The sequence below is a fragment of the Janthinobacterium amylolyticum genome (genome assembly GCF_051380655.1).
GTDB lineage: Bacteria > Pseudomonadota > Gammaproteobacteria > Burkholderiales > Burkholderiaceae_D > Janthinobacterium.
In genome coordinates this window covers 157,979-174,140 of record NZ_JBNYXL010000009.1, presented here as the reverse complement: position 1 = coordinate 174,140, position 16,162 = coordinate 157,979, and the positions used below count along the sequence as shown (strand labels likewise).

Below are 16,162 nucleotides of genomic sequence, written 5' to 3'. Positions count from 1 at the left end.
CCGCAGTGCCGCTTTTTCTGACTACAGATAAATTTAGCTGACGGCAGCCAGGCGCGGCTGTGTGCCGCCGAAACGCTGCTCGATCGAGGCGGCGATGCCGGTGGCATCCAGGCCCACGCTTTTCAGCAGTTGCACCGGGTCGCCATGGTCGATGAAGGTGTCGGGCAAGCCCAGCATCATGATCGGCTTGACGATGCCCTCGGCCGCCAGTGCCTCGGCCACGGCCGAACCGGCGCCGCCCATGATGCAGCCCTCTTCCACCGTCACCAGGTAATCGTGCTCGGCGGCAAGCTGTTTCAGCAGCGCCACGTCGAGCGGCTTGACGAAGCGCATGTTGGCCACCGTCGCGTCCAGCTGCGTGCCGGCCGCCATAGCGGGCGCCACCATCGAGCCGAAAGCCAGGATGGCGATGCGCTTGCCCTGGCGCTTGATTTCGCCCTTGCCGATTTCAATGCTGGTCAGTTCCGGCACGATGGCCGCGCCGGCACCGGCACCGCGCGGATAGCGGATGGCCGCCGGGCCAGGATAGTGGTAGCCCGTGGTGAGCATTTGCCGGCATTCGTTTTCGTCCGACGCGGCCATGATGACCATGTTCGGGATGCAGCGCAAAAATGCCATGTCGTAGTTGCCCGCGTGCGTGGCGCCATCGGCGCCCACCAGGCCGGCGCGATCCAGGGCGAACGTCACGTCCAGGTTTTGCAGCGCCACATCGTGGATCAGCTGGTCGTAGGCGCGCTGCAGGAAGGTCGAATAGATGGCCACGACGGGTTTCAGGCCTTCGCAGGCCAGGCCGGCGCCGAAGGTCACGGAATGCTGCTCGGCGATGCCGACGTCAAAATAGCGGTTCGGATATTGCTGCTCGAACTTGACCATGCCCGAGCCCTCGCGCATGGCCGGCGTGATGCCCACCAGACGCTTGTCGTGCGCGGCCATGTCGCACAGCCAGTTGCCGAACACTTCCGTGTACGTCATCTTGCCCGGTGCCGTGGCCGGCTTGATGCCTTCAAGCGGATTGAATTTCGGCGTGCCGTGGTACAGGATCGGCTCCGCCTCGGCCAGCTTGTAGCCTTGCCCCTTCTTGGTCACCACGTGCAGGAATTGCGGCCCCTTCAGCTGCTTGATGTTTTGCAGGGTCGGGATCAGCGAATCGAGGTCGTGGCCGTCGATGGGGCCGATGTAGTTGAAACCGAATTCTTCGAACATGGTGGCGGGCACGACCATGCCTTTGGCATGCTCTTCAAAGCGCTTCGCCAGTTCCAGCACGGGGCCGGGCAGGACGGACTTGCCGACATTTTTCGCTGCCGCATAGAACTGGCCCGACATCAGGCGCGCCAGGTGGCGGTTCAGCGCGCCCACGGGCGGCGAAATCGACATGTCGTTGTCGTTCAGGATCACCAGCAGGTTGACGTCTTCCTGCACGCCCGCATTGTTCATGGCCTCGAAGGCCATGCCGGCCGTCATCGAGCCGTCGCCGATCACGGCGATCGCGTGCAGCGGGTCGCCCTTGATCTTGGCGGCCTGCGCCATGCCCAGCGCGGCCGAGATCGATGTCGACGAGTGCGCCGTGCCGAAGGTGTCGTACTCGCTCTCGTCGCGTTTCGGGAAGCCGGAAATGCCATCCTTCTGGCGCAAGGTGTGCATGCGCTCGCGGCGGCCCGTGAGGATCTTGTGCGAATAGGTCTGGTGGCCCACGTCCCAGACGATGCGGTCGTGCGGCGTGTTGAACACGTAATGCAGCGCGACGGTCAGCTCGACCGTACCCAGGTTGGACGACAAGTGGCCGCCCGTCTTGGAGACGGAGTCGAGCAGGAAGCTGCGCAATTCCTGCGCCAGCGGCACCAGCTGCGAGCGGGCCAGCTTGCGCACTTGCGCTGGTTCATTGATGGTTTCTAACAGTTTCATTTATGCCTTCCGCTGCACGACCAGGTCCGCCAGCTCGCGCAGACGGCGTGCCTTGTCCCCGAATGGCGCCAGCGCCGCATGGGCGTCGCACCGCAATTGTTCTGCCAGGGCTCTCGATGGTTCCAGCCCCAGTATCGATACATAGGTGGGCTTGTTGGCGGCCGCATCCTTGCCGGCCGTCTTGCCCAGGGTGGCCGAGTCTGCCGTCGCGTCGAGCACGTCGTCAACCACCTGGAACGCCAGCCCGACGGCGCGCGCATACGCGTTCAGCGCCGTCATCTCGTCCGCCGTCAAGTCCTTGCCCGCCAGCGCGCCCAGGATCACGGCCGCGCGCAGCAAGGCGCCCGTTTTCAGCTGATGCATCTGTTCCAGCTGCGGCAAGGTCAAGGCCAGGCCGACACTGTCGAGGTCGATCGCCTGGCCGCCGCACATGCCGGCTGAACCGGAGGCCTGCGCCAGCAGCTTGATCATGGCCATTTGCCGCGCCGGCGCAATGGCTGCGCCGTCGGCCAGCAGCATGAAGGCCTGCGATTGCAGCGCGTCGCCCACCAGCAGGGCCGTCGCTTCATCATAGGCGATGTGCACGGTGGGTTTGCCACGACGCAAGGCATCGTCATCCATGCACGGCATGTCGTCATGCACGAGCGAGTACACGTGAATCATTTCCAGCGCGCAAGCGGCGCGCGCCAGGGTATCTTGATCGGCATCAAACAATTCGCCGGCCGCCATCACCAGCAGCGGGCGCACGCGCTTGCCACCGCCCAGCAGCGCATAGCGCATGGCAGCGTGCAGCTTGTGCGGCACCATGTCCGCCCCAGGCAGGAAGCCGTCGAGCCGGCCTTCCACGCCGGACTGGGTCGCTTGCATCCAGTCGCCGAAGGTCACGCTGTCTTGTTGCATGCTGGCCGTCATTGGGCGGCCTCGCCGGCATCCGTAAACGGTTTCAACATGTCGCCTTCGAGCACTTTGACCTGCGCTTCCACGCTATCGAGCTGGGTGGCGCAATACTTGACCAGTTCCGAGCCGCGCTGGTAGGCCGCGACCGATGCTTCCAGCGGCAACTGGCCCGCTTCCATTTGCGTTACCAGCTGCGCCAGTTCCGCCATTGCCTCTTCAAACGAGGCCGGCGCTGCGGCAGCGGCAGTTAATTTCTTCGACATAGACTCAGATCTCTTCGTGGCACGAGGGGCTTGTAGGGAGACGCCGGGGACTCCCGGCCAGCATAGAAGCGTTATTTTAGAACAAACCACACTATTAAGTGAAAACTAAAGCGCATTGCACGTGCTCAAAGGAGATAGCGTTGCCAGCTTGTCAGTGGATTTTAGCGCAATCGCCCTCACCTTCCTGAAATTGCACGGTAAATGACAACGTTTCTCATTAAAGTGCGCCGCTTGCCAGGGGTTTTGGCAATGCCGAGGCCGATACGCGCTATAATCGCCGGTTCTGTCCGAAATACCGTTTCAACAAATTTGAATTCAGGTCTTTGCGGATTCTTTCTCTCTGTAGCGGCTGCCCAGGGAATGGCCTGGGGCACTGCTGACCGTTGTACATTTATGGGGGGTTGGGATGTCCGATCTGGCTACTCACGCCAAGCTGGCGCGCTCAAACGCGCAACTTCCGGTCCACGTCTATTTTGACGAAACGCTACTGCAGCGTGAAATGCAGCAATTGTTCCAGGCCGGTCCGCGCTATGTCGGGCATGAGCTGATGGTGCCGGAAACCGGCGATTTTGCGACCCTGGCGTCTGAGAACGAAGGGCGCATGCTCGTGCGCAACGCCAATGGCATCGAGGTGCTGTCCAACGTGTGCCGCCACCGGCAGGCGCTGATGTTCAATGGCCGCGGCAATGCGAATAACATCGTCTGCCCGCTGCACCGCTGGACCTACGACCTCAAGGGTGAATTGATCGGCGCGCCGCATTTCCCCGAGACACCGTGCCTGAACCTGTCGAAAACCCCGCTGCAAAGCTGGAATGGCTTGCTGTTCGAGCAAAATGGCTACAACGTGATGGAAAAGCTGAAAAGTTTGTCCGTCTCGAAAGACCTCGATTTTTCCGGCTATATGTTCGACCACGTGGAAATCCACGAGTGCGACTATAACTGGAAGACCTTCATCGAAGTCTACCTCGAGGATTACCACGTCGAGCCGTTCCACCCGGGCCTGGGCAGCTTCGTCAGCTGCGACGACCTGCGCTGGGAATTCGGCAAGGATTACAGCGTGCAGACGGTGGGCGTGCACCGCGGCCTGCAGCAGGCCGGTTCCGCCGCCTACAAGAAATGGCAGGAGCAGGTGCTGCAATTCCGTGGCGGCGAACCGCCGCCGTACGGCGCCATCTGGCTGACGCTGTATCCGAACATCATGGTGGAATGGTATCCGCACGTGCTGGTCGTCTCGACCCTGTGGCCCGATGGTCCGCAAAAGACGCGCAATGTGGTGGAGTTCTATTACCCAGAAGAAATCGTGCTGTTCGAGCGCGACTTCGTCGAGGCGGAACGGGCCGCCTACATGGAAACCTGCGTCGAGGACGATGAAATCGCCCAGCGCATGGATGCGGGCCGCAAGGTCCTGATGGCGCGCGGCGTCAACGAAGTTGGTCCTTACCAGTCGCCCATGGAAGACGGCATGCAGCATTTCCACGAGTGGTACCGCAACAATATCGAACTGTAATATCAGTAGAGGGGCCGCATGACGCGGCCCTCTTTCGTTTAGTTCTACACTTACAACACCTGACAAAACCGTAGCGAGCGGCAGCGCGGCGTGGCTAAGAAGCGCAGCTGTACTTTAGTACAGCGAGCATCGCAGGCCGCGCCCCGCGACGCGCAGTAGGTTTGGTCAGGTGAAAGGCCAAAATGCAGTCTTTGTGGATGTTATTTGCCAGTTTCATGTTCGCCATCATGGGCGTGTGCGTCAAGCTGGCGTCGGAGATGTATTCGACTTCCGAAATCGTCATGTACCGCGGCATCATCGGCATGACCGTCATGACCTGCACCATCCTGTACCAGGGCGGCAGCTTTAAAACCACAATGCCGGGCCAGCATCTGTGGCGCGGCGTCGTGGGCGTGATCGCCCTGTGGCTGTGGTTTTACGCCATCGCCATCCTGCCGCTGGCCACCGCCATGACCTTGAATTACATGGCGCCCATCTGGATCGCCGTGATCCTGCTGGCCGGCGGCTGGTGGAAAGGCATGAAACAGGTCGAGTGGCCGCTGGTGGCGGCCATCGCCATGAGCTTTGTCGGCGTGACGCTGCTGCTGCAGCCCGTGTTCGAGACGGACCAGGTGGGCGGCGCCATCACGGCCTTGATTTCCGGCATGCTGTCGGCCCTCGCCTACTTGCAGGTGCGCAAGCTGGGCTTGCTGGGCGAACCCGAATACCGGGTCGTCTTCTATTTCTCCATCGTCAACTTCCTGGCCGGCGTGATCGGCCACGTGGCCAGCGCCGGCGGCGGCCCCGTCGTCTGGCATGCACACACGAGCGGCTATGGCATCGGCTTGCTGGCCGCCATCGGCCTGTGCGCCACCATGGCGCAGATGGCCATGACGCGCGCCTACCGCCTGGGCAAGACCCTCGTCGTGGCGAATCTGCAATACACAGGCATCGTCTTTTCCAGCTTCTGGGGCGTGGTGATCTTTGGCGACCTGTTCGACTGGCATGGCTGGGCCGGCATCGGCATCATCCTGGCCTCGGGTATCGCGGCAACCTATTACAATACCCGCAACACGGCCCGTGGCGCCGCCATCGCGCGCACGGATCCGATTGCCAGCGAAGTGTAAAGGAGCGTTCCTGATGTACACCACCTTGATCCAGGCCAGCGACCTGGCCAGCCATGTGAATGACAGCAACTGGGTGATCCTCGATTGCCGCCACGACTTGCTCAACCCCAATGCGGGCAGCGATGCGTTTGCCGCCGGGCACATCCAGAACGCGCAGTTTGCCGATATCGACACGGCCCTGTCCGGCCCCAAGACGGCGCGCGGCGCGGAGTTTACCGGACGGCATCCTTTGCCGGACCGCAACGCCCTGCTGGCCACCCTGCGCGGCTGGGGCATCGACGACGACACGCAAGTAGTCGCCTACGACGGCCAGGGCGGCATGTTCGCCGCGCGCCTGTGGTGGCTGCTGCGCTGGGTCGGCCATCCTGCCGTTGCCGTGCTCGACGGCGGCCTGGCCGCCTGGCAGACGCAGGGCTTGCCGGTGGTGACGCCCGTGGCACCGCGTGCTGTCGGCAGCATCACGGAAAAAGCCAGCCTGACGCGCACGGCCAGCGCACAGGAGATCGTCGCCAACCTGGAAACCCAGGCCCTGACGATCATCGACGCGCGCGCACCCGACCGTTATCGCGGTGAAAACGAAACCATCGATCCTGTGGGCGGCCATATCCCCGGCGCGAAAAACCGTTTCTTCAAGGATAACCTGCAGGCGGACGGCCGCTTCAAGCCGGCCGAGGCATTGAAAAAGGACTTCAGCGCGCTGATCGCTACGCCGCAAGCGGCCATCATGCAGTGCGGTTCCGGCGTGACGGCTTGCCATAACTTGCTGGCCATGGAAGTGGCCGGATTGTCTGGCGCCGCCCTGTATCCGGGCTCGTGGAGCGAGTGGTGCGCCGATCCGGCGCGGCCGGTAGCAACGGGAAATTAAAAAATGGCGGACCAGAGGGTCCGCCATTTTTCTACCTGTGGGTAACTATCAACTTATCCCCAGCACCTGATTCAGGCACTCCAGCTCCGCCAGCCACGCCTGCTGGCTGGCCGGCTTCTGATGCCGCGGCTTGCGGGCCAGGTCTTGCGCCAGCAATTGCTCCAGTTCGCACAAGCGTTCCAGCTGCACGTCGACATCGCCAGGCGCTGGCGCATGCGCAGCCGCGTCCACGCGCGGCGCGGACAGCGGCCCCTGGCCATCTTCCGTACTCAGCCGCGCATACGCGCTGGCGGCGTCCGGCCACTCCTCCAGTTGCCCATCGGCCACCACCCAATAGCGGTTGCAGGCCGTCTCGATCAGGTCGCGGTCGTGCGACACCAGCAGACAGCCACCCTCAAAACCCTGCAGGGCCAGGCCCAGCTCCGCCTTGCCCTGCATGTCCAGGTGGTTGCTTGGCTCGTCCAGCAGCAGCAGGTGATAGCTGGCCAAGGACAGTCCCAGGAACAGCAGCCGCGCCCGTTCACCGCCGCTCAGGGTCGCCACCGTCTGGCCGTGGCGCGCATACGGAAAGCCGGCCGAGATCAAGGCCTGCCTGCGCGCCACCTGGCTGCGCGCGGCCTCGTTCTGCACGGCAAACGGGTACAGGGCGTCGGACAGGTCGGCGTCATCGGACAGCTGCCTGAGCGACTGGTCGTAGTAACCGATGTTGGCGGCGTGGTGGTAGCGCAGGTCGCTGCGTTCCTCCTGCGCCTGGATGGCTTGCCAGCACAGGCGCAGCAGCGAGGACTTGCCGCTGCCGTTGGCGCCCAGCAAGGCAACCCTGTCCCCCGGTTTCAGCCACAGCTGGTCCGTCCGGAACAGTACGGCAGACGTGGGCACGGCGCGCACATCGAGCCCGTCGAAGGCCAGCAGCTGGTCGGCCGCCAGCGCCTTGCCGCGCAGGCGCAAACACCACGGCGCGCCATCGCTGACAAACGCTTGCGCATCCTTCAATTTATCGATGCGCCGCTGCATGGTCTTGGCCTTGCGCGCCAGGTCTTCGTTGTCATAGGTGCGCCCCCACAGGGCCAGGCGCGCGCTGCTGGCGGCCAGGCGGTCGATTTCCTTTTGCTCGGCCGCATGGCGCGCGGCGGCGGCCACGTCCATCTCTGCCAGCGCCGCCAGCGCGGGGCCGCACGGCAGCTCGAAATCGTAGAGGCGGCTATCACGCAAGATCCAGCTGCGCGTGGCCACGTTGTCGAGCAGGCGCTGATCGTGCGAAACGAGGATGAAGGCACCGCGCCAGGCCAGCAGGAATTGCTCCAGCCACAGCAGCGACGGCAAGTCCAGGTGGTTGCTTGGTTCATCGAGCAGCAGCACGTTCGGTTCCTGCAGCAGGGCGCGCCCCAGCAGCAGGCGCGTGTGCTGGCCGCCGGACAGCGAGTGCACGGGCACTTGCGCGGTTTCTTGGTCGAAACCCAGCTCAGCCAGCAGGCTATCGACGCGCCAATGCAGTTCCGGCTGCTCCAGCACGGGCGCCAGCAAGGCGTCGTACAGGCTCAGGCTGGCCAGCGCCGCCGGCAAGTGCTGTTCCACGTGCTGCAAACGGCAGGCGCGGGCGTAGTGAATAGTGCCGGCGGTGGCTACACGCGTGCCGCCGAGCAGGCCCAGCAAGGTGGATTTGCCGCAGCCATTGTGGCCGATCAGGCCGATGCGGTCGCCCTGGCGCAAGGTAAAGGCGAGTTCATTGAACAGGAAACCGTCGTGGGTATCCAACTGTAAAGCTTGTGCAGAGATAAGGGTAGTCATGGCTCTTGTCTTTGTTCGGGATGCAAGCATCCGCGTTAACAGGAGCGCTAACGACAACCATGAGCCGAGAAAGACTCTATAGAGAGGGGTGACTTTGCTCTGACCCGGTTATCGCAGCGCGATAGAACGTGGGCAAGAGCTGGCAAATGCGCTTAAAGAACGCGCATCCCATAGGGCGAGCATAAAAATTTCCATATTTTCCTCCTTTCTGTTCAAGTTGGTCAGAAAGGCAATACTACACCCGCACAGTCAGTACATCAACCGCCGTGGCGCTTGTGCGTCAGGAACAGCACGATGCACACGCCCAGCGCGATCAGCAGCACTTGCGGGATGGTTTCGCGCAAGGTGGAGCGGCGCTGCATCTGCGGCATCAGGTCGGACAGGGCAATATAGATGAAGCCGGACGAGGCAAACACCAGCACATAAGGGATCAGGTTGCTGGCGCGGTCCAGGGTGAAATAGCCGAGCAGGCCGCCCGCCACCGCCATCAGGCTGCACAGCAGATTGAAGATGTAGGCGCGCAGGCGCGAGAAGCCGGCGTTGAGCAGCACGATGAAGTCGCCGATTTCCTGCGGGATTTCATGCGCGATGATGGCCAGGCCCGTGACCAGGCCCAGTTTCGGGTCGGCCAGGAAGGCGGCGGCGATCAGGATGCCATCCGTGAAATTGTGCATGCCGTCGCCGACCAGGATCATCCAGCCGGCCTTGCCCGCCTCGTGCTTGTCGTGGCCGTGCGCATGGTGGTGGCCGTCGCCTTCGTGGTGGTGCGAATGGCGCAGGATGGCAAATTTTTCCAGCATGAAAAAGGCCAGCAAGCCCGCCAGCAGGGTAGCGAACAGGCTGCGCGGGTCGGCTTGCGATTCGAACGCTTCGGGCAAGGCGTGCAACAAGGACGTCGACAACATGATGCCGACAGACAAGCTGACCATGCGCTCGACCACCTTGGACAGGAATGCAAACGAAAAGATCGCCGCCGCGGTAATGCTCAACACACCCGCGATCGTGGTCGCGAGCAAAATGGATATAAGGACGGGATCGATGATTTTCTTACCTCAAAATGGCGCCGGCCTACGGGCGCCCGCTATGCTGGCGTCTGGCTTGATCTGTATGGTATTGCTTATTATTTAATCTTGTGCGCACCTGGCGGCGGCGTGGCGCAGCGAAGATGCAATTGTACTGCATTGGCGCGAACCGGGCATTTTACAGCCCGGTGCGCCTTTCGCGGCAATTTCCGGAAAATTTAACTATTTTGCTGTTGCGGCGTCACGCCACGCCGTGTGCCTTGAACCATGCCAGGCAGCGCGCATAGCCGTCCTTCGCATCGGCTGCTACATAGCTGGGGCGGTAATCGGCATTGAAGGCGTGGCCCGCATCGGCGTAGACGACAAACTCGGACTTGCTGGCGCCCTTGGCCAGCGCTTCCTTCATCTTGGCGATCGATTCCTGGCTGATGCCTGTATCCTTGCCGCCGTACAAGCCCAGCACGGGTACCGTCAGGGCCGGGGCGATATCGACAGGGTTCTTCGGCTGCAAGGCATTGGGCTCGCCCACCAGGCGGCCATACCAGGCCACCCCCGCCTTGACGGCCGGATTGTGCGCCGCGTACAGCCAGGTGATGCGCCCGCCCCAGCAAAAGCCCGTGATGCCCAGGCGGCTCGTGTCGCCGCCATTCTGTTTCGCCCACGCCACGACGGCGTCGAGGTCCGCCATCACCTGCGCATCCGGCGTCTTGGCGATGATGCCTTTCATCAGCTCCGGGATGCTGCTGACTTTGGTCGGATCGCCCTGGCGCACGAACAGGTCGGGCGCCAGCGCCAGATAACCCTGCTTGGCGAAACGGCGCGCCACGTCGGCAATGTGTTCGTGCACGCCAAAGATCTCGGAAATGACCAGCACCACGGGCAAGCCCGTCTTGCCTTCCGGCTGCGCCGCATACACGGGCACGGCCTGGCCGTCGACCATCACCGACATTGTGCCCGTCACCAGGCCGGCGGAATCCGTCTTGATGACATTTTGCGCCGCCACCGGCAACACGGCCACGGCAAAGCCCGCGCCCAGCGCCACTTTCAGGAAACCACGCCGGCCGTCGGGCCCGGACACGCTGCTCTGGCCCAGCAAACTTTCACAATCGGTGATCATGTCGCTCATGCGTTTCTCCTGAAGGGGGTGTTCACAAAAAATGTCGGCTTACGCGCTGCGCGCCAAGCCGACCTACGGTCATTGCCAATGTTAAACATGGAGGTCGGCTTAGCGGGAGCATGTCCCGCATAAGCCGACATCGCATCAGTGCGCTTCGTCCCAATTCCTGCCCACACCTACCTCGGCAGTCAGCGGCACTTTCAGCGCGGCCACGCCGGCCATCAGTTCCGGCAGCTTGCGCTTGACCAATTCGAGCTCGGCGTCCGGCACTTCCAGCACCAGTTCATCGTGCACCTGCATGATCATTTTTGTTTGCAAGTTGTCCGTTTCCAGCCAGCCCTGCACGGCAATCATGGCCAGCTTGATCAGGTCGGCGGCCGTGCCCTGCATCGGCGCATTGATGGCCGCCCGTTCCGCCCCCTGGCGGCGCGGGCCGTTGGGCGAATTGATTTCCGGCAGCCACAAACGGCGGCCAAACACGGTTTCCACATAGCCACGCGCCTTCGCTTGCTGGCGCGTGTCTTCCATATACTGTTTCACGCCGGAGAAACGGGCAAAGTAACGGTCGATATAGCTTTGCGCGGCCGTGCGGTCCACGCCCAGGTTGCCGGCCAGGCCAAACGCGCTCATGCCGTAGATCAGGCCGAAGTTGATGACCTTGGCATAGCGGCGCTGTTCGCTCTGCACTTCCGCGGCCGGCACGCCAAAGATCTCGGCGGCCGTGGCGCGGTGAATGTCGATGCCGTCGGCAAATGCGCGCAGCATGGCTTCGTCGCCCGAGATATGCGCCATGATGCGCAATTCGATCTGCGAATAGTCGGCCGACACGATGTGGCTGCCCGGTGGCGCAATAAAAGCTTCGCGGATGCGGCGGCCTTCCGCGCTGCGGATGGGAATATTCTGCAAGTTCGGGTCGTTCGACGCCAGTCGTCCGGTTACGGCCACGGCTTGCGCATAGTTGGTATGCACGCGGCCCGTCGTGACGTTGATCATCTTCGGCAACTTGTCCGTGTACGTCGACTTCAGCTTGGCCATGCCGCGGTATTCCAGCAGCACTTTGGGCAGCGGATAATCCTCGGCCAGCTTTTGCAGCACCTCTTCATCCGTCGATGGCGCGCCCGTCGGGGTTTTCTTAACTACCGGCAACTTCAGTTTTTCAAAGAAGATCTCGCCGATCTGCTTGGGCGAACCCAGGTTGAATGGCTGCTCGGCCAGTTCGTAGGCTTTCGTTTCCAGTTCCAAAATCTTCACGGCCAGCTCGGCCGACTGGATGTTGAGCAAGGCATCGTCGATCAGCACGCCGTTGCGCTCGATCTTTTGCAAGACCACGGCCGTCGGCAGCTCGATCTTTTCATAGATGAAAGTGAGCTTTTCATCGTTCGCCACATTGCCCCACATGGCATTGTGCAGGCGCAAGGTAATGTCGGCATCCTCGGCCGCATATCTGGCCGCCTGCTGCACTTCCACCTGGTTGAAGGTGATCTGCTTGGCGCCCTTGCCGCATACATCCTCGAACGGAATCGTCGTGTAGTTCAGGTGGCGCAGGGCCAGGCTGTCCATGTCGTGTTTCTTGTGCGACTCGAACACATACGATTCGAGCAGGGTATCGTGGGCGATGCCGCGCAGGGTCACGCCATGGTTGGCGAAGATATGGCTGTCGTACTTCAGGTTCTGGCCCAGCTTGGGTTTATTGGCATCTTCCAGCCATGGGCGCAGTTTCGCCAGCACGTGTTCGCGCGACAACTGTTCCGGTGCGCCCGCGTAATCGTGGGCCAGCGGAATGTAGCAGGCGGCATGTTCGGCCACCGACAGGGAAATGCCGACCATTTGCGCCGTCATCGGTTCCAGCGAGGTGGTTTCCGTGTCGACAGCCGTCAAGGGCGCCGCGTCGATCAGGGCGATCCATTTATCCAGCTGGGCGTCCGTCAGCACGGTTTCATATTCGGCTTCAGGGGCCGGAGCGGCATCGGCGAACATGTCGCCTGTCGTGTTGGCAGCAGTGCCACCGGCAAGCGGCGCACCGACGGGCGACATCGGCGGCGGCGCAGCGCCCAGTTCGCGCAGCAGCGCCTTGAAGCCGTAGCGGTTGAAGAAGGCCAGCAGCGCTTCCTTGTCTTCCTGTTTCGCCGCCAGCGAGTCGGCGATGCTGCCCATGTGGTCCGACAGGTCGCAGTCCGTCTTGACGGTGATCAGGGCGCGCGCCTGCGGCAGCCATGGCAGGGCCGTGCGCAGGTTTTCGCCCACGGCGCCACCCACGCTGGCCGCATTTTCCATGATGCCTTCCAGGCTGTCGTATTGCGTCAGCCATTTGACGGCCGTCTTCGGGCCGCATTTCGACACGCCCGGCACGTTGTCGACCGTATCGCCGATCAGCGACAGATAATCGATGATGCGGTTCGGCGGCACGCCGAACTTGGCCAGCACGGCCGCTTCGTCGAGCTTTTCATTGCTCATGGTATTGATCAGGGTCACCTGGCTGTTGACCAGCTGCGCCAGGTCCTTGTCGCCCGTCGACACCACCACGTTCATGCCGGCGGCGGCCGCCTGCACGGCCAAGGTGCCAATCACGTCGTCCGCTTCCACGCCGTCGACCATCAGGATCGGCCAGCCCATGGCGCGCACGGCTTCGTGGATGGGCTCGATCTGCAGGCGCAGGTCGTCCGGCATCGAGGCGCGCGTGGCCTTGTATTCCGGATACATGTCATCGCGGAAAGTTTTCCCTTTGGCATCAAAGACGCAGGCGATATAGGCGGCCGGGTAGTCGGCGCGCAGGCGGCGCAGCATGTTGACCATGCCGTGCATGGCGCCCGTGGGATAGCCGTCCGGGCTGCGCAAGTCTGGCAGCGCATGGAAGGCGCGATAAAGGTAACTGGAACCATCGACTAACAGCAGGGTGTTTTGCATAATGCCAATAAAATAAGGTGAGCCGCGCCTGCCTGGGAGAAACAGTGGCGGGCGGGTGGAATATCGCACAATTATCGCAGAGTTTGGGGCTGCGCCACCGGGTGCGCCGCACGGGTTTTTCACGCTTCCAGCCGGGCCAGCCGCGCCGCCCGGGCGCCCGGGCGACGCCCACGCCGCATTTGTGCGCGTTTAATCGAGCGTATTAAACAGCATTGCTTACCAGTTTGTTACAATGCCCTATAGATAAATTGACGGCATGACCCCACTGCACGCGCTGCAGTCCACACATGGAAGCGAACCCCATCATGATGCGTACATCGACACTCTGGAAATTCCTCGCCCTGCCACTGTTGGCATGCTCAGCCATTGTCAGCGCCCAGACGCCTGCCAAGCCCAGCGAAGCGCCACCGCAGCTGGAGCGCATCGAGGAAATGGGCGAAGCTCCCATCACCGTGGCGCCAGCGGCAGCCAAACAGCAGATTACGGAAAAACGCGAAGCGGGCGTAACGTCCGAAGTCAAGGTCACCAGCGGCGGCAGCACGTATTACATGAAACCGGCCGCCGGCGCCGACCAGGCCAATGGCGGCGCCTTGCGCGGCCCGCAATGGAAAGTGCTGGAATTTGACCTGGGCAAGAAGAAACAGAAACAGCGCGACGACGAAGCGGCTGACGCGCCTGTGCCGCCAGAAGCCACGAAATAAGCGGCACGGCAAGCCGCCGCGCCCTGACGCCCTGCCCCGGCCACACGCGGGGCAGCCGGCTTTTTTACTCTCTAGACCTCTTTTTTCCCATGGCAGTTTTTACCGCGCTACAACTGGACGATATCGGCCAGTGGATCACGCAATTTCCACTCGGCAAGCCTCTGGCGCTCAAAGGGATCGCTTCCGGCATCGAAAACAGCAATTTCTTCCTGAACACGGAGCGCGGCGAGTATGTGCTCACGATCTTTGAAAACCTGAGTTTCGAGCAATTGCCGTTCTACTTGCAGCTGATGCGCCACCTGGCGGACCGCGACGTGCTGGTGCCCGCACCGATTCCCAATGCGGAAGGCGAACTGGTGACAGCCCTGCAAGGCAAGCCGGCCGCCATCGTCAGCAAACTCGACGGCAGCTCGCAGATGGCGCCGCAAGCCGTGCATTGCGCGGCCGTTGGCGCCATGCTGGCGAAAATGCACCTGGCGGCGCAGGACTTCCCCCTGCAACAGCCAAATCTGCGGGGCCTGGACTGGTGGAACACCACCACGCCACTGGTCTTGCCGCACCTCGATGATGCCCGTGCGCATCTGCTGCGCGCGGAAATCCATTTCCAGGACGCCTTTGCCGCTTGCGCCACCTACAAGGCCCTGCCGCGTGGTCCCGTGCATGCCGACTTGTTCCGCAACAACGTCATGTTTGACGGCGAACAACTGACGGGCTTTTTCGACTTTTACTTTGCCGGCTGCGACACCTGGCTGTTCGACGTGGCCGTCACTGTCAACGACTGGTGCGTGGACCTGGACACGGGCGTGCTCGACACGACGCGCGTGCGCGCCCTGCTCGACGCCTACCACGCCGTGCGTCCGTTCACGCAGGAAGAACAGACGGCATGGCAACCGATGCTGCGCGCCGCCGCCCTGCGTTTCTGGCTGTCGCGCCTGTACGATTACTATCAGCCGCGCGCAGCCGAAATGCTGACGCCGCACGATCCCACGCATTTCGAACGCATATTGCGCGAACGGATTGCCACACCTGCTCCGGAACTGTTTTAAAAAATGGAAAAATTACCTGCAAGTACAGGCTGGCTCTGGGTGAAACAAGGCTTTGGCCTGTTTCGCAAGCAGCCTGGCGGCATGTCGATGCTGTTTCTCGGCTATATGTTCTGCATGCTGGCCGTCAGCATCGTCCCCGTGCTGGGCCAGTTGCTGCCCGTCATCCTGGTCCCCGTGTTTTCCGTCGCCTTCGTGCAAGGCTGTTTGAACATCGACCGGGGCAAGCGCGTCCTGCCCAGCCTGTTGATTTCAGGCTTCCGCAAGCCTGCTTTCCCCGTACTGTTCGGCCTGGGCGTGCTGTACATCATCATGGCCATTTTGGCCATCGGCGCCTCGACCCTGGTCGACGGCGGCGTGCTGTGGCAAATGGTCACGGGCCAGCTGGACCAGGAAGCGGCCAAGGAAGCCATCCTCAATTCCAACATCGGCATGGCCATCCTGACAGCCATCGCCCTGTACGTACCGGCCGCCATGGCCTTCTGCTTTGCCGCGCCGCTGATCTACTGGCAAAAAGTGAGCCTGGGCAAGTCGCTATTCTTCAGCTTTTTCGCCGTCTGGCGCTCGTTGTCGGCCTTCATCGTCTTCGCCGCCACCTGGTTCGCCATCAGCGTCGTCACCAGCCAGCTGCTGGCCATCATCTTTGGCCGCAGCCCGCTGATGATGCAACTGATGATGCCGCTGTCCATGATACTCACCATCATCATGCACTGCTCGTTCTACGCCGCCTACCGCCAGATCTTCGGCGTGCCGGTAGATGAGGGCAAGAGCGTGTCGCTGGACAAGCCGAACGACTGATTTCGGCTTTGCACAAAAAAGGGCAGCCTGCACAGGCTGCCCTTTTTATTTGTCGAATGCCAGGCAATGCCACAGCGTAGCTTGGATTAGCGGCGGCAGGCCGTGTAATCCGACGCTGCGAGGCCAACAATGGTGTCGGATTACGCTGCGCTAATCCGACCTACGCGACGGTTTTCCTTCCTGCGGTGGTGTCGGATTACGCTGCGCTAATCCGACCTACGCGACCGGCCGGTAGGTCGGATTAGCGCG

13 protein-coding genes are annotated in these 16,162 nt (G+C 62.2%); 6 read left to right on the top strand and 7 right to left on the bottom strand.

All coding sequences use genetic code 11. The annotated features are described in order from the left end of the window. Nucleotides 1-33: 33 nt before the first annotated feature. From dxs to ACQ4WR_RS20000, 3 genes are read right to left on the bottom strand one after another with little or no spacing between them, the layout of a single operon-like run. Nucleotides 34-1,902: a 1-deoxy-D-xylulose-5-phosphate synthase gene (dxs, locus tag ACQ4WR_RS20010; RefSeq protein WP_436489455.1), complete on the bottom strand. Its 1,869-nt coding sequence runs from the start codon at nt 1,900-1,902 to the stop codon at nt 34-36. Continuing rightward, complete coding sequence (locus ACQ4WR_RS20005) at nt 1,903-2,802, bottom strand: polyprenyl synthetase family protein (protein ID WP_436489453.1); 900 nt, start codon at nt 2,800-2,802, stop codon at nt 1,903-1,905. 8 nt (nt 2,803-2,810) lie between these two features. Then, nucleotides 2,811-3,062, bottom strand: coding sequence for an exodeoxyribonuclease VII small subunit (locus ACQ4WR_RS20000; protein WP_092803165.1), 252 nt, complete (start codon nt 3,060-3,062; stop codon nt 2,811-2,813). 406 nt (nt 3,063-3,468) lie between these two features. Between ACQ4WR_RS20000 and ACQ4WR_RS19995 the strand changes: the two genes are divergently transcribed. The 3 genes from ACQ4WR_RS19995 to ACQ4WR_RS19985 all read left to right on the top strand — a co-directional run bounded on the left by ACQ4WR_RS19995 (nt 3,469) and on the right by ACQ4WR_RS19985 (nt 6,540). Beyond that, the gene (locus ACQ4WR_RS19995) at nt 3,469-4,569 is read left to right on the top strand and encodes an aromatic ring-hydroxylating oxygenase subunit alpha (RefSeq protein ID WP_102292839.1); all 1,101 of its coding nucleotides are present in this window, start codon (nt 3,469-3,471) and stop codon (nt 4,567-4,569) included. Between the two features lie 182 nt (nt 4,570-4,751). After that, entirely contained in the window at nt 4,752-5,675 is a 924-nt protein-coding gene (locus tag ACQ4WR_RS19990; RefSeq protein WP_102292840.1) for a DMT family transporter, read from the top strand. Between the two features lie 13 nt (nt 5,676-5,688). After that, nucleotides 5,689-6,540 carry a sulfurtransferase gene (locus tag ACQ4WR_RS19985; RefSeq protein ID WP_436489450.1) on the top strand — a complete coding sequence of 284 codons (852 nt, stop codon included), beginning with the start codon at nt 5,689-5,691 and terminating at the stop codon, nt 6,538-6,540. 48 nt (nt 6,541-6,588) lie between these two features. Here the strand turns inward: ACQ4WR_RS19985 and ACQ4WR_RS19980 are convergent, their stop codons facing one another. From ACQ4WR_RS19980 to polA, 4 genes are all read right to left on the bottom strand, one after another. Beyond that, on the bottom strand, nt 6,589-8,328 hold the full coding sequence (locus ACQ4WR_RS19980; RefSeq protein WP_436489448.1) for an ABC-F family ATP-binding cassette domain-containing protein: 1,740 nt from the start codon (nt 8,326-8,328) through the stop codon (nt 6,589-6,591). Between the two features lie 257 nt (nt 8,329-8,585). Then, nucleotides 8,586-9,344: a ZIP family metal transporter gene (locus ACQ4WR_RS19975; RefSeq protein ID WP_436489446.1), complete on the bottom strand. Its 759-nt coding sequence runs from the start codon at nt 9,342-9,344 to the stop codon at nt 8,586-8,588. Nucleotides 9,345-9,591: 247 nt separating this feature from the next. Continuing rightward, nucleotides 9,592-10,476 (bottom strand): dienelactone hydrolase family protein, encoded by an 885-nt coding sequence (locus tag ACQ4WR_RS19970; protein ID WP_102292844.1) that lies wholly within the window; start codon nt 10,474-10,476, stop codon nt 9,592-9,594. A 135-nt stretch (nt 10,477-10,611) separates the two neighbouring features. Beyond that, nucleotides 10,612-13,371: a DNA polymerase I gene (polA, locus tag ACQ4WR_RS19965; protein ID WP_436489444.1), complete on the bottom strand. Its 2,760-nt coding sequence runs from the start codon at nt 13,369-13,371 to the stop codon at nt 10,612-10,614. Between the two features lie 287 nt (nt 13,372-13,658). Between polA and ACQ4WR_RS19960 the strand changes: the two genes are divergently transcribed. The 3 genes from ACQ4WR_RS19960 (at nt 13,659) to ACQ4WR_RS19950 (ending at nt 15,913) form a co-directional block, all read left to right on the top strand. Next, the gene (locus tag ACQ4WR_RS19960) at nt 13,659-14,072 is read left to right on the top strand and encodes a hypothetical protein (RefSeq protein WP_258002786.1); all 414 of its coding nucleotides are present in this window, start codon (nt 13,659-13,661) and stop codon (nt 14,070-14,072) included. 89 nt (nt 14,073-14,161) lie between these two features. Further along, nucleotides 14,162-15,118, top strand: coding sequence for a homoserine kinase (locus ACQ4WR_RS19955; RefSeq protein ID WP_436489442.1), 957 nt, complete (start codon nt 14,162-14,164; stop codon nt 15,116-15,118). A 3-nt stretch (nt 15,119-15,121) separates the two neighbouring features. Then, nucleotides 15,122-15,913, top strand: coding sequence for a BPSS1780 family membrane protein (locus tag ACQ4WR_RS19950; protein ID WP_436489440.1), 792 nt, complete (start codon nt 15,122-15,124; stop codon nt 15,911-15,913). The last annotated feature ends 249 nt before the right edge of the window (nt 15,914-16,162 follow it).